At 48.7% G+C, this 17040-nt stretch carries 33 protein-coding genes; 31 read left to right on the top strand and 2 right to left on the bottom strand.

Features of this window, described 5'->3' with window-relative positions:
- Positions 1–146 precede the first annotated feature (146 nt).
- From rpsJ to AB3Y96_RS20445, 31 genes are all read left to right on the top strand, one after another.
- Positions 147–458, top strand: coding sequence for a 30S ribosomal protein S10 (gene rpsJ / locus AB3Y96_RS20595; protein WP_001181005.1), 312 nt, complete (start codon positions 147–149; stop codon positions 456–458).
- Positions 459–490: 32 nt separating this feature from the next.
- The gene (rplC, locus tag AB3Y96_RS20590; protein WP_025802672.1) at positions 491–1120 is read left to right on the top strand and encodes a 50S ribosomal protein L3; all 630 of its coding nucleotides are present in this window, start codon (positions 491–493) and stop codon (positions 1118–1120) included.
- 10 nt (positions 1121–1130) lie between these two features.
- Positions 1131–1736 (top strand): 50S ribosomal protein L4, encoded by a 606-nt coding sequence (gene rplD, locus AB3Y96_RS20585; RefSeq protein ID WP_004846606.1) that lies wholly within the window; start codon positions 1131–1133, stop codon positions 1734–1736.
- On the top strand, positions 1733–2035 hold the full coding sequence (rplW, locus tag AB3Y96_RS20580; RefSeq protein WP_004846604.1) for a 50S ribosomal protein L23: 303 nt from the start codon (positions 1733–1735) through the stop codon (positions 2033–2035). The genes rplD and rplW overlap by 4 nt, the downstream gene beginning before the upstream one ends.
- 19 nt (positions 2036–2054) lie before the next feature.
- Positions 2055–2879, top strand: a complete 825-nt coding sequence (gene rplB, locus AB3Y96_RS20575; RefSeq protein WP_025802669.1) for a 50S ribosomal protein L2 — start codon at positions 2055–2057, stop codon at positions 2877–2879.
- A gap of 14 nt (positions 2880–2893) precedes the next feature.
- Entirely contained in the window at positions 2894–3172 is a 279-nt protein-coding gene (gene rpsS, locus AB3Y96_RS20570) for a 30S ribosomal protein S19 (RefSeq protein WP_004846600.1), read from the top strand.
- A gap of 14 nt (positions 3173–3186) precedes the next feature.
- Entirely contained in the window at positions 3187–3519 is a 333-nt protein-coding gene (gene rplV / locus AB3Y96_RS20565) for a 50S ribosomal protein L22 (RefSeq protein WP_004391423.1), read from the top strand.
- A 17-nt stretch (positions 3520–3536) separates the two neighbouring features.
- A complete protein-coding gene (gene rpsC / locus AB3Y96_RS20560; RefSeq protein WP_004846598.1) occupies positions 3537–4238 on the top strand; it encodes a 30S ribosomal protein S3 in 702 nt (233 codons plus the stop codon).
- Positions 4239–4251: 13 nt separating this feature from the next.
- Positions 4252–4662 (top strand): 50S ribosomal protein L16, encoded by a 411-nt coding sequence (rplP, locus tag AB3Y96_RS20555; protein WP_002438716.1) that lies wholly within the window; start codon positions 4252–4254, stop codon positions 4660–4662.
- The gene (rpmC, locus tag AB3Y96_RS20550) at positions 4662–4853 is read left to right on the top strand and encodes a 50S ribosomal protein L29 (RefSeq protein ID WP_004846592.1); all 192 of its coding nucleotides are present in this window, start codon (positions 4662–4664) and stop codon (positions 4851–4853) included. The genes rplP and rpmC overlap by 1 nt, the downstream gene beginning before the upstream one ends.
- Positions 4853–5107: a 30S ribosomal protein S17 gene (gene rpsQ, locus AB3Y96_RS20545; protein WP_004846590.1), complete on the top strand. Its 255-nt coding sequence runs from the start codon at positions 4853–4855 to the stop codon at positions 5105–5107. The genes rpmC and rpsQ overlap by 1 nt, the downstream gene beginning before the upstream one ends.
- 164 nt (positions 5108–5271) lie before the next feature.
- Positions 5272–5643, top strand: coding sequence for a 50S ribosomal protein L14 (gene rplN, locus AB3Y96_RS20540; protein WP_000613954.1), 372 nt, complete (start codon positions 5272–5274; stop codon positions 5641–5643).
- Positions 5644–5653: 10 nt separating this feature from the next.
- Positions 5654–5968 (top strand): 50S ribosomal protein L24, encoded by a 315-nt coding sequence (gene rplX, locus AB3Y96_RS20535; protein ID WP_004846586.1) that lies wholly within the window; start codon positions 5654–5656, stop codon positions 5966–5968.
- Positions 5969–5982: 14 nt separating this feature from the next.
- Complete coding sequence (rplE, locus tag AB3Y96_RS20530) at positions 5983–6522, top strand: 50S ribosomal protein L5 (protein WP_004846583.1); 540 nt, start codon at positions 5983–5985, stop codon at positions 6520–6522.
- A 13-nt stretch (positions 6523–6535) separates the two neighbouring features.
- Positions 6536–6841, top strand: a complete 306-nt coding sequence (gene rpsN, locus AB3Y96_RS20525) for a 30S ribosomal protein S14 (protein WP_004846582.1) — start codon at positions 6536–6538, stop codon at positions 6839–6841.
- 33 nt (positions 6842–6874) lie between these two features.
- A complete protein-coding gene (rpsH, locus tag AB3Y96_RS20520; RefSeq protein ID WP_025802663.1) occupies positions 6875–7267 on the top strand; it encodes a 30S ribosomal protein S8 in 393 nt (130 codons plus the stop codon).
- Positions 7268–7280: 13 nt separating this feature from the next.
- A complete protein-coding gene (gene rplF, locus AB3Y96_RS20515) occupies positions 7281–7814 on the top strand; it encodes a 50S ribosomal protein L6 (RefSeq protein ID WP_025802661.1) in 534 nt (177 codons plus the stop codon).
- A gap of 9 nt (positions 7815–7823) precedes the next feature.
- Positions 7824–8177, top strand: a complete 354-nt coding sequence (gene rplR / locus AB3Y96_RS20510; RefSeq protein ID WP_004846572.1) for a 50S ribosomal protein L18 — start codon at positions 7824–7826, stop codon at positions 8175–8177.
- Between the two features lie 14 nt (positions 8178–8191).
- The gene (gene rpsE, locus AB3Y96_RS20505) at positions 8192–8692 is read left to right on the top strand and encodes a 30S ribosomal protein S5 (protein WP_004846569.1); all 501 of its coding nucleotides are present in this window, start codon (positions 8192–8194) and stop codon (positions 8690–8692) included.
- Positions 8693–8698: 6 nt separating this feature from the next.
- Positions 8699–8878, top strand: a complete 180-nt coding sequence (rpmD, locus tag AB3Y96_RS20500; protein ID WP_004846568.1) for a 50S ribosomal protein L30 — start codon at positions 8699–8701, stop codon at positions 8876–8878.
- Positions 8879–8881: 3 nt separating this feature from the next.
- The gene (gene rplO, locus AB3Y96_RS20495) at positions 8882–9316 is read left to right on the top strand and encodes a 50S ribosomal protein L15 (RefSeq protein ID WP_004846562.1); all 435 of its coding nucleotides are present in this window, start codon (positions 8882–8884) and stop codon (positions 9314–9316) included.
- Positions 9317–9323: 7 nt separating this feature from the next.
- Entirely contained in the window at positions 9324–10655 is a 1332-nt protein-coding gene (gene secY, locus AB3Y96_RS20490; RefSeq protein WP_004846557.1) for a preprotein translocase subunit SecY, read from the top strand.
- 33 nt (positions 10656–10688) lie between these two features.
- On the top strand, positions 10689–10805 hold the full coding sequence (gene rpmJ, locus AB3Y96_RS20485; RefSeq protein WP_008815462.1) for a 50S ribosomal protein L36: 117 nt from the start codon (positions 10689–10691) through the stop codon (positions 10803–10805).
- 146 nt (positions 10806–10951) lie between these two features.
- Positions 10952–11308 (top strand): 30S ribosomal protein S13, encoded by a 357-nt coding sequence (gene rpsM / locus AB3Y96_RS20480; protein ID WP_008815461.1) that lies wholly within the window; start codon positions 10952–10954, stop codon positions 11306–11308.
- Positions 11309–11324: 16 nt separating this feature from the next.
- On the top strand, positions 11325–11714 hold the full coding sequence (rpsK, locus tag AB3Y96_RS20475) for a 30S ribosomal protein S11 (RefSeq protein ID WP_002438687.1): 390 nt from the start codon (positions 11325–11327) through the stop codon (positions 11712–11714).
- A 30-nt stretch (positions 11715–11744) separates the two neighbouring features.
- Positions 11745–12365 carry a 30S ribosomal protein S4 gene (gene rpsD, locus AB3Y96_RS20470; protein WP_025802647.1) on the top strand — a complete coding sequence of 207 codons (621 nt, stop codon included), beginning with the start codon at positions 11745–11747 and terminating at the stop codon, positions 12363–12365.
- A 25-nt stretch (positions 12366–12390) separates the two neighbouring features.
- Positions 12391–13380 carry a DNA-directed RNA polymerase subunit alpha gene (gene rpoA / locus AB3Y96_RS20465; RefSeq protein ID WP_004846552.1) on the top strand — a complete coding sequence of 330 codons (990 nt, stop codon included), beginning with the start codon at positions 12391–12393 and terminating at the stop codon, positions 13378–13380.
- A gap of 40 nt (positions 13381–13420) precedes the next feature.
- Positions 13421–13807 carry a 50S ribosomal protein L17 gene (gene rplQ / locus AB3Y96_RS20460; protein WP_008815460.1) on the top strand — a complete coding sequence of 129 codons (387 nt, stop codon included), beginning with the start codon at positions 13421–13423 and terminating at the stop codon, positions 13805–13807.
- 144 nt (positions 13808–13951) lie between these two features.
- Positions 13952–14320: a DUF1992 domain-containing protein gene (locus AB3Y96_RS20455; RefSeq protein WP_367300098.1), complete on the top strand. Its 369-nt coding sequence runs from the start codon at positions 13952–13954 to the stop codon at positions 14318–14320.
- Between the two features lie 9 nt (positions 14321–14329).
- A complete protein-coding gene (gene zntR / locus AB3Y96_RS20450; RefSeq protein WP_072309467.1) occupies positions 14330–14791 on the top strand; it encodes a Zn(2+)-responsive transcriptional regulator in 462 nt (153 codons plus the stop codon).
- A 13-nt stretch (positions 14792–14804) separates the two neighbouring features.
- A complete protein-coding gene (locus tag AB3Y96_RS20445) occupies positions 14805–14984 on the top strand; it encodes an alternative ribosome-rescue factor A (protein ID WP_072309468.1) in 180 nt (59 codons plus the stop codon).
- A gap of 89 nt (positions 14985–15073) precedes the next feature.
- Here the strand turns inward: AB3Y96_RS20445 and mscL are convergent, their stop codons facing one another.
- Both mscL and trkA read right to left on the bottom strand, forming a co-directional pair.
- A complete protein-coding gene (gene mscL / locus AB3Y96_RS20440; protein ID WP_040046965.1) occupies positions 15074–15481 on the bottom strand; it encodes a large-conductance mechanosensitive channel protein MscL in 408 nt (135 codons plus the stop codon).
- A gap of 129 nt (positions 15482–15610) precedes the next feature.
- Positions 15611–16987 (bottom strand): Trk system potassium transporter TrkA, encoded by a 1377-nt coding sequence (trkA, locus tag AB3Y96_RS20435; protein ID WP_025802637.1) that lies wholly within the window; start codon positions 16985–16987, stop codon positions 15611–15613.
- Positions 16988–17040: the final 53 nt, after the last annotated feature.

The following is a 17040-nucleotide window of genomic DNA, read 5'->3' as shown; positions in this document are numbered from 1 at the left end:
TGATTCTGAATCAGAGATAGTCCTAGACTATCGAACAATACTCCCGATATGGGGGTTATATGTTGAACGATTACACTCCCCCATCAATCGAAATGGGTGTGAGGAGTAATTTTTTACGTTTATAAAATAATTGGAGCTCTGGTCTCATGCAGAACCAAAGAATCCGTATCCGCCTGAAAGCGTTTGATCATCGTCTGATCGATCAATCAACCGCGGAAATCGTCGAGACTGCTAAGCGCACTGGTGCGCAAGTCCGTGGTCCGATCCCGCTGCCGACCCGCAAAGAGCGCTTTACCGTTCTGATTTCTCCGCACGTCAACAAAGACGCGCGCGATCAGTACGAAATTCGCACTCACAAGCGTCTGGTTGACATCGTTGAGCCAACCGAGAAAACCGTTGATGCTCTGATGCGTCTGGATCTGGCTGCTGGTGTAGACGTGCAGATCAGCCTGGGTTAATCAGGTCATTGAACGATTGAGAGGTTGAAACAATGATTGGTTTAGTCGGTAAAAAAGTGGGTATGACCCGCATCTTCACTGAAGATGGCGTATCTATCCCAGTAACCGTTATCGAAATCGAAGCAAACCGTGTTACTCAGGTGAAAAGCCTGGATAACGACGGCTACTGCGCTGTACAGGTAACTACGGGTGCTAAAAAAGCAAACCGTGTATCTAAGCCAGAAGCTGGTCACTTCGCTAAAGCTGGCGTAGAAGCTGGCCGCACCCTGCGCGAATTCCGTCTGAACGAAGGCGAAGAGTTCACCGTAGGTCAGAGCATTAGCGTTGAAATTTTTGCTGACGTTAAAAAAGTTGACGTTACCGGTACTTCTAAAGGTAAAGGTTTTGCTGGCACAGTTAAGCGCTGGAACTTCCGTACCCAAGATGCTACCCATGGTAACTCCTTGTCTCACCGCGTTCCGGGTTCTATCGGTCAGAACCAGACTCCGGGCAAAGTGTTCAAAGGCAAGAAAATGGCAGGCCAACTGGGTAACGAACGCGTAACCGTTCAGAGCCTGGATGTAGTACGTGTTGACGCTGAGCGCAACCTGCTGCTGGTTAAGGGTGCTGTTCCGGGTGCAACCGGTGGCGACCTGATCGTTAAACCAGCTGTTAAGGCGTGAGGAGATAGGAATGGAATTAGTATTGAAAGACGCGCAAAGCGCGCTGACTGTTTCCGAAACTACCTTCGGTCGTGATTTCAACGAAGCGCTGGTACACCAGGTTGTAGTTGCTTATGCAGCTGGTGCCCGTCAAGGTACTCGTGCTCAGAAGACCCGTGCTGAAGTAACTGGTTCAGGCAAAAAACCGTGGCGTCAGAAAGGTACTGGTCGCGCTCGTTCTGGTTCTGTTAAGAGCCCGATCTGGCGTTCCGGTGGCGTTTCATTCGCTGCGAAGCCTCAGGATCACAGTCAAAAAGTTAACAAAAAGATGTACCGCGGCGCGCTGAAAAGCATTCTGTCCGAACTGGTACGTCAAGATCGTCTGATCGTCGTCGAGAAGTTCTCTGTAGAAGCGCCTAAAACTAAGCTGCTGGCACAGAAACTGAAAGACATGGCGCTGGAAGACGTGCTGATTGTAACCGGCGAAGTCGACGAAAATCTGTTCCTGGCCGCTCGCAACCTGTACAAGGTTGATGTGCGTGACGTTACAGGTATCGACCCAGTTAGCTTGATCGCCTTCGACAAAGTGGTTATGACTGCTGACGCTGTGAAGCAAGTTGAGGAGATGCTGGCATGATCCGTGAAGAACGTCTGCTGAAAGTACTGCGCGCGCCGCACGTTTCTGAAAAAGCGTCTATGGTGATGGAAAAAACCAACACCATCGTTCTCAAAGTTGCTAAAGATGCAACTAAAGCAGAAATCAAAGCCGCAGTTAAGAAACTGTTCGAAGTTGAAGTTGATGCAGTTCACACCCTGGTAGTTAAAGGTAAAGTGAAGCGTCACGGTCAGCGTGTTGGTCGTCGTAGCGACTGGAAAAAAGCTTACGTCACCCTGAAAGAAGGCCAGAATCTGGACTTCATCGGCGGCGCAGAGTAAGTCGGAGGAGTAGCGAACAATGGCAATTGTTAAATGTAAACCGACATCTCCGGGTCGTCGCCACGTTGTTAAAGTGGTTAACCCTGAGCTGCACAAGGGCAAACCGTATGCCCCGTTGCTTGAAAAACTGAGCAAATCCGGTGGCCGTAACAACAATGGCCGCATCACCACTCGTCACATCGGTGGTGGTCACAAACAGCATTATCGTCTGGTTGACTTCAAACGCAACAAAGATGGTATTCCTGCTGTTGTTGAGCGTCTGGAATATGATCCGAACCGTTCTGCGAATATCGCACTGGTTCTGTACAAAGACGGCGAACGCCGTTATATCCTGGCGCCTAAAGGCCTGAAAGCGGGTGACCAGATTCAGTCTGGTGTTGATGCTGCTATCAAACCTGGCAACACCTTGCCGATGCGTAACATCCCGGTTGGTTCTACCGTTCATAACGTAGAAATGAAACCAGGCAAAGGTGGTCAGCTAGCTCGTTCTGCTGGCGCATACGTTCAGATCGTTGCTCGCGATGGTGCATATGTCACCCTGCGTCTGCGTTCTGGTGAAATGCGTAAAATCCCATCCGACTGCCGTGCTACCTTAGGCGAAGTTGGTAACGCTGAGCATATGCTGCGCGTTCTGGGTAAAGCAGGTGCAAGCCGCTGGCGTGGTGTTCGTCCTACCGTTCGCGGTACTGCGATGAACCCAGTCGACCATCCACACGGTGGTGGTGAAGGTCGTAACTTTGGTAAGCACCCTGTTTCCCCATGGGGCCTGCAGACCAAAGGTAAGAAGACCCGCAGCAACAAGCGTACTGATAAATTCATCGTACGTCGCCGTAGTAAAAAATAATTAGAGGATAAGCCATGCCACGTTCTCTCAAGAAAGGTCCTTTCATTGACCTGCACTTGCTGAAGAAGGTAGAGAAAGCGGTGGAAAGCGGAGACAAAAAGCCTATTAAGACTTGGTCCCGTCGTTCAACGGTCTTTCCAAACATGATCGGTTTGACCATCGCTGTCCATAATGGTCGTCAGCACGTTCCAGTATTTGTAGCCGATGAAATGGTCGGTCACAAGTTAGGTGAATTCGCGCCGACTCGTACTTATCGCGGCCATGCGGCTGATAAAAAAGCTAAAAAGCGCTAAGGTAGGAGGAAGAGATGGAAACTATCGCTAAACATCGCCACGCTCGTTCTTCTGCTCAGAAGGTTCGCCTCGTTGCTGACCTGATCCGCGGTAAGAAAGTGTCGCAAGCTCTGGAAACTTTAGCCTACACCAACAAGAAAGCTGCTGGTCTGGTTAAGAAAGTACTTGAGTCTGCTATTGCTAACGCAGAACACAACGATGGCGCTGACATCGATGATCTGAAAGTGACGAAAATCTTCGTCGACGAAGGCCCAAGCATGAAGCGCATTATGCCGCGTGCTAAAGGTCGTGCAGATCGTATCCTGAAGCGCACCAGCCACATTACAGTGGTTGTGTCCGATCGCTGAGACTCTGGAGACTAGCAATGGGTCAGAAAGTACATCCTAATGGTATTCGCCTGGGTATTGTCAAACCTTGGAACTCTACTTGGTTCGCGAATACCAAAGAGTTCGCTGACAACCTGGACAGCGACTTTAAAGTTCGTCAATTCCTGACTAAGGAACTGGCGAAAGCTTCCGTTTCTCGCATCGTTATCGAGCGTCCTGCGAAGAGCATCCGTGTGACTATTCACACTGCTCGTCCAGGCATCGTTATCGGCAAGAAAGGTGAAGATGTCGAAAAACTGCGTAAGGTCGTAGCGGATATCGCTGGCGTTCCTGCGCAAATCAATATCGCCGAAGTTCGTAAACCAGAACTGGACGCAAAATTGGTTGCTGATAGCATCACTTCACAGCTGGAACGTCGTGTTATGTTCCGTCGTGCTATGAAGCGTGCTGTACAGAACGCAATGCGTCTGGGCGCTAAAGGTATTAAAGTTGAAGTAAGCGGCCGCCTTGGCGGTGCTGAAATCGCGCGTACCGAATGGTACCGTGAAGGTCGTGTTCCGTTGCATACTCTGCGTGCGGATATCGATTACAACACCTCTGAAGCGCACACCACTTATGGTGTAATCGGCGTTAAGGTATGGATCTTCAAAGGTGAGATCCTGGGTGGTATGGCTGCAGTTGAACAACCGGAAAAACCGGCTGCTCAACCTAAAAAGCAGCAGCGTAAAGGCCGCAAGTAAGGAGAGTCGCTGAATGTTACAACCAAAGCGTACAAAATTCCGTAAGGTGCACAAAGGCCGCAACCGTGGTCTGGCGCAAGGTACGGATGTTAGCTTCGGCACTTTCGGTCTGAAAGCTGTTGGCCGTGGCCGTCTGACTGCTCGTCAAATCGAAGCAGCTCGTCGTGCGATGACTCGTGCAGTTAAGCGTCAGGGTAAAATCTGGATCCGTGTGTTCCCAGACAAGCCGATCACTGAAAAGCCGCTTGAAGTTCGTATGGGTAAAGGTAAAGGTAACGTAGAGTATTGGGTTGCCTTGATCCAGCCGGGTAAAGTCCTGTACGAAATGGACGGCGTGCCTGAAGAGCTGGCCCGTGAGGCCTTCAAGCTGGCAGCAGCGAAACTGCCTATCAAAACCACCTTTGTAACTAAGACGGTGATGTAATGAAAGCACAAGAGCTGCGTGAGAAAAGTGTTGAAGAGCTGAACACTGAACTGCTGAGCCTGCTGCGTGAGCAATTTAACCTGCGCATGCAAGCGGCAAGCGGTCAGCTGCAACAATCTCACCTGTTGAAGCAAGTGCGTCGTGATGTCGCACGCGTTAAGACTTTACTGACTGAGAAGGCGGGTGCGTAATGACTGATCAAATCCGTACTCTGCAAGGTCGAGTAGTTAGTGACAAAATGGAGAAATCCGTTGTTGTTACGATCGAGCGTATGGTGAAGCACCCAATGTATGGTAAATTCATCAAACGTACGACCAAGCTGCACGTACACGACGAGAACAATGAATGTGGTATCGGTGACGTGGTAGAAATCCGCGAATGCCGTCCACTGTCTAAGACTAAGTCTTGGACACTTGTTCGCGTTGTAGAGAAAGCCGTTCTGTAATACAGTACGCATCTCGAGTACTATAAACGGCTCAAAAACTGAGCCGTTTATTTTTTCTACCCATATTCTGGAAGCGGTGTTATAATGCTGCGCCCTCAATTGTGGGGATTTCAAACGACCCATTCTGGGTCCAAAGTTGTAGTTGACATTAGCGGAGCACTAACATGATCCAAGAACAGACTATGCTGAACGTGGCCGACAACTCCGGTGCACGTCGCGTAATGTGTATCAAGGTTCTAGGTGGCTCGCACCGTCGCTACGCAGGCGTCGGCGACATCATCAAGATCACCATCAAGGAAGCAATTCCTCGTGGCAAGGTCAAGAAAGGCGATGTGCTGAAGGCGGTAGTGGTGCGCACCAAGAAGGGTGTTCGTCGCCCGGACGGTTCTGTCATTCGCTTCGATGGCAATGCTTGTGTTATTTTAAACAATAACTCTGAGCAGCCTATCGGTACGCGTATTTTTGGGCCGGTAACTCGTGAACTGCGTAATGAAAAGTTCATGAAAATTATCTCTCTGGCACCAGAAGTACTCTAAGGAGCGAACCATGGCAGCGAAAATCCGTCGTGATGACGAAGTTATCGTGCTAACCGGTAAAGATAAAGGTAAGCGCGGTAAAGTAAAAAATGTCCTGTCTTCTGGCAAGGTCATCGTTGAAGGAATTAATCTGGTTAAGAAACATCAGAAGCCGGTTCCGGCCCTGAACCAACCAGGTGGCATTGTTGAAAAAGAAGCTGCTATTCAGGTTTCTAACATTGCTCTCTTCAATGCGGCAACCGGTAAGGCTGACCGTGTAGGCTTTAGATTCGAAGACGGCAAAAAAGTCCGTTTCTTCAAATCTAACAGCGAAACTATCAAGTAATTTGGAGTAGTACGATGGCGAAACTGCATGATTACTACAAAGACGAAGTAGTCAAGCAACTCATGTCTGAGTTCGGCTACAATTCTGTCATGCAAGTCCCACGGGTCGAGAAGATTACCCTGAATATGGGTGTTGGTGAAGCGATCGCTGATAAGAAACTGCTGGATAATGCAGCAGCTGACTTAGCAGCAATCTCCGGTCAAAAGCCGTTGATCACTAAAGCACGCAAATCAGTTGCAGGCTTCAAAATCCGCCAGGGCTATCCGATCGGCTGTAAAGTAACTCTGCGTGGCGAACGCATGTGGGAGTTCTTTGAGCGTCTGATTTCCATTGCTGTACCTCGTATCCGTGACTTCCGTGGCTTGTCTGCTAAGTCATTCGATGGTCGTGGTAACTACAGCATGGGCGTGCGTGAACAGATCATCTTCCCGGAAATCGATTATGATAAAGTCGATCGCGTTCGTGGTTTGGATATTACCATTACCACTACTGCGAAATCCGATGATGAAGGCCGTGCGCTGCTGACTGCTTTCAACTTCCCGTTCCGCAAGTAAGGTAGGGTTACTAATGGCTAAGCAATCCATGAAAGCACGCGAAGTCAAGCGCGTGAAATTAGCTGATAAGTTCTTTGCCAAACGCGTTGAACTGAAAGCGATCATCTCTAACGTGAACGCTTCTGACGAAGATCGTTGGGATGCTGTTCTTAAGCTGCAGACTCTGCCGCGTGATTCCAGCCCGTCCCGTCAGCGTAACCGCTGCCGTCAAACTGGCCGTCCGCACGCTTTCCTGCGTAAGTTCGGGTTGAGCCGTATTAAGGTCCGTGAAGCCGCTATGCGCGGTGAAATCCCGGGTCTGAAAAAGGCTAGCTGGTAATTGTCACCAATTGAATCACGGGAGTAAAGACAGATGAGCATGCAAGATCCGATCGCGGATATGCTGACCCGTATCCGTAACGGTCAAGCCGCGAACAAAGTTGCGGTCACCATGCCTTCCTCCAAGCTGAAAGTGGCAATTGCCAACGTGCTGAAGGAAGAAGGTTTTATTGAAGATTTCAAAATCGAAGGCGACACCAAGCCTGTACTGGAATTAGTACTTAAGTACTTCCAGGGCAAGGCAGTGGTAGAAAGCATTCAACGTATCAGCCGTCCAGGTCTGCGCATCTATAAGAAAAAAGATGAGCTGCCAAAAGTTATGGCCGGTTTGGGTATCGCTGTTATTTCTACCTCTAAAGGTGTTATGACTGATCGTGCAGCTCGCCAGGCTGGTCTTGGTGGCGAGATTCTCTGCTACGTAGCTTAATCGGGAGGAAAGAATGTCTCGTGTTGCAAAAGCACCCGTCGTCATTCCTGCCGGCGTAGAGGTCAAACTCAACGGTCAGGTAATTTCGATTAAGGGTAAAAACGGCGAGCTGACTCGTACAGTCCACGACGCCGTTGAAGTTAAGCATGCTGATAACGCACTGACTTTCGCACCACGCGAAGGTTTTGCAAATGCGTGGGCCCAAGCGGGTACCACTCGTGCGCTGCTTAACGCAATGGTTGTTGGTGTTACCGATGGCTTCACTAAGAAGCTTCAGTTGGTAGGTGTCGGTTACCGTGCAGCAGTCAAGGGCAACTCTGTGAATTTAGCTTTAGGCTTTTCTCACCCAGTTGAACATGCTCTGCCAGCAGGTATTACTGCTGAATGCCCGTCCCAGACTGAAATCGTGCTGAAAGGCGCTGATAAGCAGTTAATCGGACAAGTGGCAGCAGATCTGCGCGCTTACCGTCGTCCTGAGCCTTATAAAGGCAAGGGTGTCCGTTACGCCGACGAAGTCGTGCGTACCAAAGAGGCTAAGAAGAAGTAAGGTAACACTATGGATAAGAAATCTGCTCGTATCCGTCGTGCGACCCGCGCACGCCGCAAGCTCAAAGAGCTGGGTGCAACTCGCCTGGTGGTACATCGTACCCCGCGTCATATTTACGCACAGGTAATTGCTCCGAATGGTTCTGAAGTTCTGGTCGCTGCTTCTACTGTAGAAAAAGCAATCAGTGAACAACTGAAATATACTGGGAACAAAGATGCTGCAATCGCTGTAGGTAAAACTATTGCTGAGCGCGCGTTGGAGAAGGGCATCAAAGGCGTATCTTTTGACCGCTCTGGTTTCCAATATCATGGTCGTGTCCAGGCACTGGCAGATGCTGCCCGTGAAGCTGGCCTTCAGTTCTAAGGTAGAGGTGTAAGATGGCTCACATCGAAAAACAAGCTGGCGAACTGCAGGAAAAGCTGATCGCGGTAAATCGCGTATCTAAAACTGTAAAAGGTGGCCGTATTTTTAGCTTCACCGCACTAACTGTAGTGGGTGATGGCAATGGTCGCGTAGGTTTTGGTTACGGTAAAGCGCGTGAAGTTCCAGCAGCGATCCAGAAAGCGATGGAAAAAGCCCGTCGCAACATGATGAATGTCGCGCTGAACAGCGGCACCCTGCAGCACCCTGTTAAAGGTGCTCACACGGGTTCTCGTGTGTTCATGCAGCCGGCTTCCGAAGGTACCGGTATTATTGCCGGTGGTGCAATGCGCGCCGTTCTGGAAGTCGCTGGGGTTCACAACGTTCTAGCTAAGGCCTATGGTTCCACCAACCCAATTAATGTGGTTCGTGCAACTATCGATGGTCTGGCTAGCATGAAGTCCCCAGAAATGGTCGCTGCCAAGCGTGGTAAATCCGTTGAAGAAATTCTGGGGTAATTGACCATGGCAAAGACTATTAAAATAACTCAAACCCGCAGTGCAATCGGTCGTCTGCCGAAACACAAGGCAACGCTGCTTGGCCTGGGTCTGCGTCGTATTGGCCACACCGTAGAGCGCGAGGATACTCCTGCTGTACGTGGTATGGTCAACGCGGTTTCCTACATGGTTAAAGTTGAGGAGTAAGAGATGCGTTTAAATACTCTGTCTCCGGCCGAAGGGTCCAAGCACGCTTCCAAGCGTCTGGGTCGTGGTATCGGTTCTGGCCTGGGTAAAACCGGCGGTCGTGGTCACAAAGGTCAGAAGTCTCGTTCTGGCGGTGGCGTACGTCGTGGTTTCGAAGGTGGTCAGATGCCTCTGTACCGTCGTCTGCCGAAATTCGGCTTTACTTCTCGTAAAGCAATGATCACTGCAGAAGTTCGTCTGTCAGAGATCGCTTTAGTTGAAGGCGATGTTATCGACCTGAACACTCTGAAAGCCGCTAACGTAGTTGGCCCACAGATTGAATTCGCGAAAGTTATGCTTTCTGGTGAAATCAATCGTGCTGTGACTTTGCGTGGCCTTCGTGTCACCAAAGGCGCTCGTGCTGCTATCGAAGCTGCTGGCGGTAAAATTGAGGAATAAGTAGCAGATGGCTAAGCAACCAGGATTAGATTATCAAAGTGCCAAGGGTGGACTTGGCGAACTCAAGCGCAGACTGCTGTTTGTAATTGGGGCGCTCATAGTTTTCCGTATTGGCTCTTTCATTCCGATCCCTGGTATTGATGCCGCTGTACTTGCCAAACTGCTCGAACAGCAGAGAGGCACCATCATTGAAATGTTTAACATGTTCTCTGGTGGTGCTCTCAGCCGTGCTTCTATCTTTGCTCTGGGTATTATGCCGTATATTTCTGCGTCCATTATTATCCAGTTGTTAACGGTGGTTCACCCAGCGTTAGCGGAAATTAAGAAAGAAGGGGAGGCTGGCCGTCGTAAGATTAGTCAGTACACCCGTTACGGTACGCTGGTTTTAGCCATATTCCAGTCGATCGGTATTGCTACCGGTCTTCCGAATATGCCAGGAATGCAAGGCTTGGTTATAAACCCTGGCTTTGCGTTCTACTTCACCGCGGTGGTGAGCTTGGTTACAGGGACTATGTTCCTAATGTGGCTGGGTGAGCAGATAACTGAACGTGGTATCGGCAACGGTATCTCAATCATTATCTTTGCGGGGATTGTAGCGGGTTTACCGCCGGCAATTGGCCATACTATCGAGCAAGCGCGGCAGGGCGACCTGCACTTCCTCCTGTTGCTGTTGGTTGCAGTGTTAGTATTTGCAGTAACCTTCTTCGTTGTTTTCGTAGAACGTGGTCAGCGTCGTATCGTCGTTAACTATGCTAAGCGTCAGCAAGGTCGTCGTGTTTATGCAGCACAGAGCACACATTTACCGTTGAAAGTGAATATGGCTGGTGTAATCCCTGCTATCTTTGCTTCCAGCATTATTCTGTTCCCAGCCACGATTGCATCTTGGTTCGGGGGCGGCACCGGTTGGAACTGGCTGACTACAATTTCGCTGTATTTGCAGCCTGGGCAACCGCTTTATGTGTTACTCTATGCGTCTGCAATCATCTTCTTCTGTTTCTTCTATACGGCGTTGGTTTTCAACCCAAGAGAAACAGCTGATAACCTGAAGAAGTCCGGTGCATTCGTACCAGGAATTCGTCCGGGAGAGCAAACGGCGAAGTATATCGATAAAGTAATGACTCGTTTAACCTTAATTGGTGCGTTGTATATTACCTTTATCTGCCTGATCCCGGAGTTCATGCGTGATGCAATGAAAGTACCATTCTACTTTGGTGGTACATCACTACTCATCGTAGTTGTGGTCATCATGGACTTTATGGCTCAAGTGCAAACTCTAATGATGTCAAGTCAGTATGAGTCTGCATTGAAGAAAGCGAACCTGAAAGGCTATAACCGCTAATCTTGGTGAGTTTGAGAAGTTACGGAGAGTAAAATGAAAGTTCGTGCTTCCGTCAAGAAATTATGTCGTAACTGTAAAATTGTTAAGCGCAACGGTGTTGTGCGTGTGATTTGCAGCGTAGAACCGAAGCATAAACAGCGTCAAGGCTGATTATCTCGCATATTTTTCTTGCAAAGTTGGGTTGAGCTGGCTAGATTAGCCAGCCAATCTTTTGTATGTTGCTACAGTATCATTTGAGTATCCTGAAAACGGGCTTTTCAGAGTGGTACTGTTGTATAAAAATTTAGGAGTGCATAGTGGCCCGTATAGCAGGCATTAACATTCCTGATCAAAAACATACTGTAATCGCATTAACTGCGATCTTCGGTATCGGCAAAACCCGTTCACAGGCTATCTGTGAAGCAACGGGCATTGCTGAAAATGTTAAGATCAGTGAGCTGTCTGAAGAGCAAATCGATAAGCTGCGTGACGAAGTTGCCAAGTACACTGTAGAAGGTGACCTGCGTCGTGAAGTAACCCTGAGCATCAAGCGTCTGATGGATCTTGGTACCTATCGTGGTTTGCGTCATCGTCGTGGTCTACCGGTTCGCGGTCAGCGTACTAAGACCAACGCACGTACCCGTAAGGGTCCGCGTAAACCGATCAAGAAATAATCGGGGTGATTGAATAATGGCAAAGGCACCTATTCGTGCACGTAAGCGTGTAAGAAAGCAAGTCTCTGACGGTGTGGCTCACGTCCATGCTTCTTTCAACAACACCATTGTTACCATTACTGATCGTCAGGGTAACGCACTGGGTTGGGCAACAGCCGGTGGTTCCGGTTTCCGTGGTTCTCGTAAATCCACTCCGTTTGCCGCACAGGTAGCAGCAGAACGTTGCGCCGAAGCAGTAAAAGAGTACGGAATTAAGAATCTGGAAGTTATGGTTAAAGGACCTGGTCCTGGCCGTGAGTCTACTATCCGCGCGTTGAACGCGGCTGGTTTCCGCATCACTAATATTACTGATGTGACTCCGATCCCTCATAACGGTTGTCGTCCGCCGAAGAAACGTCGCGTATAACGTCGTTCCTCGGATTGTTGGAGAAAGAAAATGGCAAGATATTTGGGTCCTAAGCTCAAGCTGAGCCGTCGTGAGGGCACAGACTTATTCCTTAAGTCTGGCGTTCGTGCGATCGATACCAAGTGTAAAATTGAGCAGGCACCTGGCCAGCACGGTGCGCGTAAACCGCGTCTGTCTGACTATGGTGTTCAGTTACGTGAGAAGCAAAAAGTTCGTCGTATCTACGGCGTTCTGGAGCGTCAGTTCCGTAACTATTATAAAGAAGCAGCCCGCCTGAAAGGCAACACTGGTGCAAACCTGTTGCAACTGCTGGAAGGTCGTCTGGACAACGTCGTTTACCGTATGGGCTTCGGCGCCACTCGTGCAGAAGCACGTCAGTTGGTTAGCCATAAAGCAGTCGTAGTAAATGGTCGCGTTGTTAACATCGCTTCTTATCAGGTATCTCCTAATGACGTAGTCAGCGTACGTGAGAAAGCTAAAAAGCAATCTCGTGTGAAGGCCGCTCTGGAGCTGGCTGAGCAGCGTGAAAAGCCGACTTGGCTGGAAGTTGATGCTGCTAAGATGGAAGGTGTGTTCAAACGTAATCCTGAACGTTCCGACCTGTCTGCGGACATTAACGAACACCTGATCGTCGAGCTTTACTCTAAGTAAAGCTTAGTACCAAAGAGAGGACACAATGCAGGGTTCTGTGACAGAGTTTCTAAAACCGCGCCTGGTAGATATCGAGCAACTGAGTTCGACGCACGCCAAGGTGACCCTTGAGCCGTTAGAGCGTGGCTTTGGCCATACTCTTGGTAACGCACTGCGCCGTATTCTGCTTTCATCTATGCCGGGTTGCGCGGTGACCGAGGTTGAGATTGATGGTGTACTACATGAGTACAGCACCAAAGAAGGTGTACAGGAAGATATCCTGGAAATCCTGCTCAACCTGAAAGGGCTGGCGGTGAAAGTTCAAGGCAAAGATGAAGTTATTCTTACCCTGAATAAGTCTGGCATTGGCCCTGTGACTGCAGCCGATATCACCCATGATGGTGATGTCGAAATCGTCAAGCCGCAGCATGTGATCTGCCATCTGACTGATGAAAATGCATCAATTAGTATGCGTATCAAAATTCAGCGTGGTCGTGGTTATGTGCCGGCTTCTGCCCGAATTCATTCGGAAGAAGATGAGCGCCCGATCGGCCGTCTGTTAGTCGATGCTTGCTACAGCCCTGTAGAGCGTATTGCTTACAATGTTGAAGCGGCTCGTGTTGAACAGCGTACCGACCTGGACAAGCTGGTTATCGAGATGGAAACCAATGGTACGATTGATCCGGAAGAATCAATCCGCCGTGCGGCAACTATCTTGGCTGAACAACTTGAAGCTTTCGTTGACCTACGTGATGTGCGTCAGCCGGAAGTTAAAGAAGAGAAGCCGGAGTTCGATCCGATCCTGCTGCGCCCTGTTGACGATCTGGAATTGACTGTCCGCTCTGCTAACTGCCTCAAGGCAGAAGCTATCCACTACATCGGTGATCTAGTACAGCGTACCGAAGTTGAGTTGCTGAAAACGCCGAACTTGGGTAAAAAATCTCTTACTGAGATTAAAGACGTGCTGGCTTCACGTGGTCTGTCTCTGGGCATGCGCCTCGAAAACTGGCCGCCAGCTAGCATTGCTGACGAGTAACTAGGTCACAGGTTAAGGTTTTACTGAGAAGGATAAGGTCATGCGCCATCGTAAGAGTGGTCGTCAACTGAACCGTAACAGCAGCCATCGCCAAGCTATGTTCCGCAATATGGCCGGCTCTTTGGTTCGTCATGAAATCATCAAGACGACCCTGCCGAAAGCGAAAGAGCTGCGTCGCGTGGTTGAGCCGCTGATTACTCTTGCCAAGACCGACAGCGTTGCTAATCGTCGTCTGGCATTCGCCCGTACTCGTGATAACGAGATCGTGGCAAAACTGTTTAACGAGCTAGGCCCGCGTTTCGCGAGCCGCGCCGGTGGTTACACTCGCATTCTGAAGTGTGGCTTCCGTGCAGGCGACAACGCGCCGATGGCTTACATCGAACTCGTTGATCGTTCTGTATCTGATGCAGAAGCGACTGCAGAGTAATCTGTAGGAGCATGAAAATGCCGGGCTTAGGCCCGGCTTTTTTATATCTAAAATTTATCGCCTTTACTTCACCTTCTGCGTATTCCTTCATTTTTTCTGTCATCCTGCTATAAGCTATAGAGATATTCATTTGGATTGAGTGCTATGTTTTTAGTCGATGAATGGGCCGAGCGCCATATTAGTTCAGCGTTGAAGCGCGGTGAGCTTGATAATCTATCTGGTGAGGGTAAGCCTCTATTGCTGGATGATGACTCTCATGTTCCAGCAGACTTACGTGTTGGTTACCGTCTTTTAAAAAATGCGGGATGTTTGCCACCTGAGATCGAGCAAAGAAAGGAAGCCGCAACGCTAGCGTCACTGCTTCGTGGTCTTTCTCGTGAGCATCCTGATTTTATAGAGCTCAATAAAAAATTGGCTGTATTAGAATTTCGTTTACGGCAAGCGGGTATGAGCACGGATTTTTTACATACTGAGTATGCGGATAAATTTACCCAGCATTTTGACCCTGAGTAGAGACAAACTATGTATCGTATCGGACAATTGGCGAAGCTTGCTGGCGTAACTCCAGACACCGTTCGTTATTACGAAAAGCAGAAGATGATGGATCATGAAGTGCGGACAGAAGGCGGGTACCGGCTCTACACCGATCATGATCTTCAACGATTACGTTTTATCCGCTATGCTAAGCAACTTGGTTTTACGCTAGAGTCGATTCGCGAGTTACTCTCGATCCGAGTTGATCCTATGCACCATACTTGCCAAGAATCGAAATCGATCGTTGACGCCAGATTGGCTGAGGTAGAAAGTAAGATTAGTGAGTTGGAACTTATGCGTGGTTCTCTAAAGCGCCTAAGTGATGCGTGCTGTGGAAAAGCGCATACGAGTACCTACTGTTCTATTCTTGAAGCCTTGGAGCAGGGCGCGGCAGAGCGATTGACGCGTATAGATTTACGAGGGGTTTACCCTAAGCCATCATATTGTTAATGAGGAAGTTATTATGACGACTAAATATCAACATACCAAAGGCGTAATTGCTGATAATGCTATTCAGGCTCTTTTACATGATCCATTGTTCAAGCAGCGCGTAGAGAAAAATAACAAAGGCAAAGGTAGCTATAGCCGTAAAGCTAAACATGGCAAAAAAGGCAGCTGGGAGGCTGTAGGCAAACTGCATTAATGATGATGTATTTTACCTACAGCCTTCTGTTTTCTATCAGAAATAAAAAAGCCGCTTTATTAAGCGGCTTTTTTATTAACACCAACAAATTATTTTTGCTGCTGTTTTAGCAGATCGCGAATTTCTGTTAACAGCTTTTCTTCTGTTGTTGGTGCAGGTGGAGCTGCTGGAACGTCTGCTTCCTGACGACGCATTCTGTTCATCAGCTTAATTGCCAAGAAAATAGCGAAAGCGACGATCACAAAATCAAAGATGTTTTGGATAAATTGGCCATAGTTCATGATGACCGCCGGTGTTGCACCTTCTGCGGCACGCATAACCCAATGGAATTGCTTGAAATCAACACCGCCAATGAGCAGGCCTAGTGGGGGCATAATAATATCGGCAACTAAAGATGAGACAATTTTGCCGAAAGCAGCACCGATGATAACACCGACAGCTAAATCAACCACGTTGCCACGCATGGCAAATTCACGAAACTCTTTTAATAAACTCATAGACCACCCCTTATAAAATCAATAACACAAGCTTAACAAACATAGCATTAATTGACAAAACTCAGATGCAAAATTAACAGTCATCAACGCGTCCAAACATGAATACAATGCTGCCACTCATTTGCACGGCTATAAGAAGAATGGGCTTGGCTGGAACAGGCGCTCAACGTCGGTAATAAATTTTTTGTCCGTTAAGAACATGATGACATGGTCGCCTTGTTCAATTTTAGACTCACTATTAGCGATGATCACATCGTCACCACGAACGATAGCCCCGATAGTTGTACCCGGCGGCAGCTTGATTTCCTCGACTCTACGCCCGACGACTTTTGACGTGCTTTCATCACCGTGCGCGATGGCCTCGATAGCTTCAGCAACACCACGGCGCAGCGAGGAAACGCTGACGATATCTGCCTTTCGAACGTGCCCGAGCAGAGCAGAAATAGTAGCTTGCTGTGGTGAGATAGCGATGTCGATAACGCTGCCCTGAACCAAATCTACATAGGCACTTCTTTGAATCAGTACCATGACTTTTTTGGCACCTAAGCGCTTAGCTAACATTGCAGACATGATATTGGCTTCATCATCGTTAGTCAGGGCAATAAATACATCAACCTGATCAATGTGCTCTTCCATCAGCAATTCTTGATCGGAGGCATCGCCGTAGAACACGATGGTGTCATGCAAAATTTCGGCTAATTCAGCAGCACGCTGTTGATTGCGTTCAATCAGCTTCACGCTGTAGTCTTTTTCTAAGCGATGAGCTAAACCTGCGCCGACGTTCCCACCGCCAACAATCATGATGCGCTTATAAGGTTTCTCTAGGCGCTGAAGTTCGCTCATAACGGCGCGGATATGCTGTGATGCGGCAACAAAAAAGACTTCATCACCAGCTTCAATGATTGTAGAACCCTGAGGCCTGATCGGGCGATCTTGACGGAAAATAGCAGCAACGCGCGTATCAATGTGTGGCATATGTTCTTTTAGGGAAGCTAATGCGTTGCCCACCAGTGGGCCACCATAATAGGCTTTTACCACCGCAAGACTGACTTTTCCTTCAGCAAAGTTCACAACCTGCAATGCGCCAGGATACTCGATCAAGCGATAGACATAATCAGTCACCAACTGCTCAGGTGATATGAGATGATCTATAGGAACAGCTTCGGCATTAAACAGACGCTCATTTTCGCGTATGTATTCTGTCGAACGAATACGCGCGATACGGTTTGGTGTATTAAATAGAGAATATGCCACCTGACAGGCAACCATGTTGGTTTCATCAGAACTTGTGACTGCCACAAGCATATCGGCATCATCTGCGCCTGCTTCTCGTAATACGCGCGGGTGAGAACCGTGGCCTTGAACCACTCTAAGATCGAATTTATCCTGCAATTGGCGAAGGCGATCGCTATTTGTATCGACAATAGTTATGTCGTTGTTTTCACCGACCAAGTTTTCTGCCAGTGTGCCGCCCACTTGTCCGGCGCCAAGAATAATTATCTTCATTGTGCTCTCTGTTTTGCGCTATTGATAAGCCTGTGTCGTCCGCAGGCAGACAC

The organism is Hafnia alvei (assembly GCF_964063325.1).
Taxonomy (GTDB): domain Bacteria; phylum Pseudomonadota; class Gammaproteobacteria; order Enterobacterales; family Enterobacteriaceae; genus Hafnia; species Hafnia alvei_B.
The sequence above is the reverse complement of the archived record's forward strand: the minus strand, read 5'-3'. Positions and strand labels throughout refer to the sequence as shown.

What these genes read in the sequence shown, in the direction of transcription:
- rpsJ (WP_001181005.1), top strand. Translation starts at nt 147, where the DNA reads ATGCAGAACCAAAGAATCCGTATCCGCCTGAAAGCGTTTGATCATCGT.
- rplC (WP_025802672.1), top strand. Translation starts at nt 491, where the DNA reads ATGATTGGTTTAGTCGGTAAAAAAGTGGGTATGACCCGCATCTTCACT.
- rplD (WP_004846606.1), top strand. Translation starts at nt 1,131, where the DNA reads ATGGAATTAGTATTGAAAGACGCGCAAAGCGCGCTGACTGTTTCCGAA.
- rplW (WP_004846604.1), top strand. Translation starts at nt 1,733, where the DNA reads ATGATCCGTGAAGAACGTCTGCTGAAAGTACTGCGCGCGCCGCACGTT.
- rplB (WP_025802669.1), top strand. Translation starts at nt 2,055, where the DNA reads ATGGCAATTGTTAAATGTAAACCGACATCTCCGGGTCGTCGCCACGTT.
- rpsS (WP_004846600.1), top strand. Translation starts at nt 2,894, where the DNA reads ATGCCACGTTCTCTCAAGAAAGGTCCTTTCATTGACCTGCACTTGCTG.
- rplV (WP_004391423.1), top strand. Translation starts at nt 3,187, where the DNA reads ATGGAAACTATCGCTAAACATCGCCACGCTCGTTCTTCTGCTCAGAAG.
- rpsC (WP_004846598.1), top strand. Translation starts at nt 3,537, where the DNA reads ATGGGTCAGAAAGTACATCCTAATGGTATTCGCCTGGGTATTGTCAAA.
- rplP (WP_002438716.1), top strand. Translation starts at nt 4,252, where the DNA reads ATGTTACAACCAAAGCGTACAAAATTCCGTAAGGTGCACAAAGGCCGC.
- rpmC (WP_004846592.1), top strand. Translation starts at nt 4,662, where the DNA reads ATGAAAGCACAAGAGCTGCGTGAGAAAAGTGTTGAAGAGCTGAACACT.
- rpsQ (WP_004846590.1), top strand. Translation starts at nt 4,853, where the DNA reads ATGACTGATCAAATCCGTACTCTGCAAGGTCGAGTAGTTAGTGACAAA.
- rplN (WP_000613954.1), top strand. Translation starts at nt 5,272, where the DNA reads ATGATCCAAGAACAGACTATGCTGAACGTGGCCGACAACTCCGGTGCA.
- rplX (WP_004846586.1), top strand. Translation starts at nt 5,654, where the DNA reads ATGGCAGCGAAAATCCGTCGTGATGACGAAGTTATCGTGCTAACCGGT.
- rplE (WP_004846583.1), top strand. Translation starts at nt 5,983, where the DNA reads ATGGCGAAACTGCATGATTACTACAAAGACGAAGTAGTCAAGCAACTC.
- rpsN (WP_004846582.1), top strand. Translation starts at nt 6,536, where the DNA reads ATGGCTAAGCAATCCATGAAAGCACGCGAAGTCAAGCGCGTGAAATTA.
- rpsH (WP_025802663.1), top strand. Translation starts at nt 6,875, where the DNA reads ATGAGCATGCAAGATCCGATCGCGGATATGCTGACCCGTATCCGTAAC.
- rplF (WP_025802661.1), top strand. Translation starts at nt 7,281, where the DNA reads ATGTCTCGTGTTGCAAAAGCACCCGTCGTCATTCCTGCCGGCGTAGAG.
- rplR (WP_004846572.1), top strand. Translation starts at nt 7,824, where the DNA reads ATGGATAAGAAATCTGCTCGTATCCGTCGTGCGACCCGCGCACGCCGC.
- rpsE (WP_004846569.1), top strand. Translation starts at nt 8,192, where the DNA reads ATGGCTCACATCGAAAAACAAGCTGGCGAACTGCAGGAAAAGCTGATC.
- rpmD (WP_004846568.1), top strand. Translation starts at nt 8,699, where the DNA reads ATGGCAAAGACTATTAAAATAACTCAAACCCGCAGTGCAATCGGTCGT.
- rplO (WP_004846562.1), top strand. Translation starts at nt 8,882, where the DNA reads ATGCGTTTAAATACTCTGTCTCCGGCCGAAGGGTCCAAGCACGCTTCC.
- secY (WP_004846557.1), top strand. Translation starts at nt 9,324, where the DNA reads ATGGCTAAGCAACCAGGATTAGATTATCAAAGTGCCAAGGGTGGACTT.
- rpmJ (WP_008815462.1), top strand. Translation starts at nt 10,689, where the DNA reads ATGAAAGTTCGTGCTTCCGTCAAGAAATTATGTCGTAACTGTAAAATT.
- rpsK (WP_002438687.1), top strand. Translation starts at nt 11,325, where the DNA reads ATGGCAAAGGCACCTATTCGTGCACGTAAGCGTGTAAGAAAGCAAGTC.
- rpsD (WP_025802647.1), top strand. Translation starts at nt 11,745, where the DNA reads ATGGCAAGATATTTGGGTCCTAAGCTCAAGCTGAGCCGTCGTGAGGGC.
- rpoA (WP_004846552.1), top strand. Translation starts at nt 12,391, where the DNA reads ATGCAGGGTTCTGTGACAGAGTTTCTAAAACCGCGCCTGGTAGATATC.
- rplQ (WP_008815460.1), top strand. Translation starts at nt 13,421, where the DNA reads ATGCGCCATCGTAAGAGTGGTCGTCAACTGAACCGTAACAGCAGCCAT.
- AB3Y96_RS20455 (WP_367300098.1), top strand. Translation starts at nt 13,952, where the DNA reads ATGTTTTTAGTCGATGAATGGGCCGAGCGCCATATTAGTTCAGCGTTG.
- zntR (WP_072309467.1), top strand. Translation starts at nt 14,330, where the DNA reads ATGTATCGTATCGGACAATTGGCGAAGCTTGCTGGCGTAACTCCAGAC.
- AB3Y96_RS20445 (WP_072309468.1), top strand. Translation starts at nt 14,805, where the DNA reads ATGACGACTAAATATCAACATACCAAAGGCGTAATTGCTGATAATGCT.
- mscL (WP_040046965.1), bottom strand. Translation starts at nt 15,481, where the DNA reads ATGAGTTTATTAAAAGAGTTTCGTGAATTTGCCATGCGTGGCAACGTG.
- trkA (WP_025802637.1), bottom strand. Translation starts at nt 16,987, where the DNA reads ATGAAGATAATTATTCTTGGCGCCGGACAAGTGGGCGGCACACTGGCA.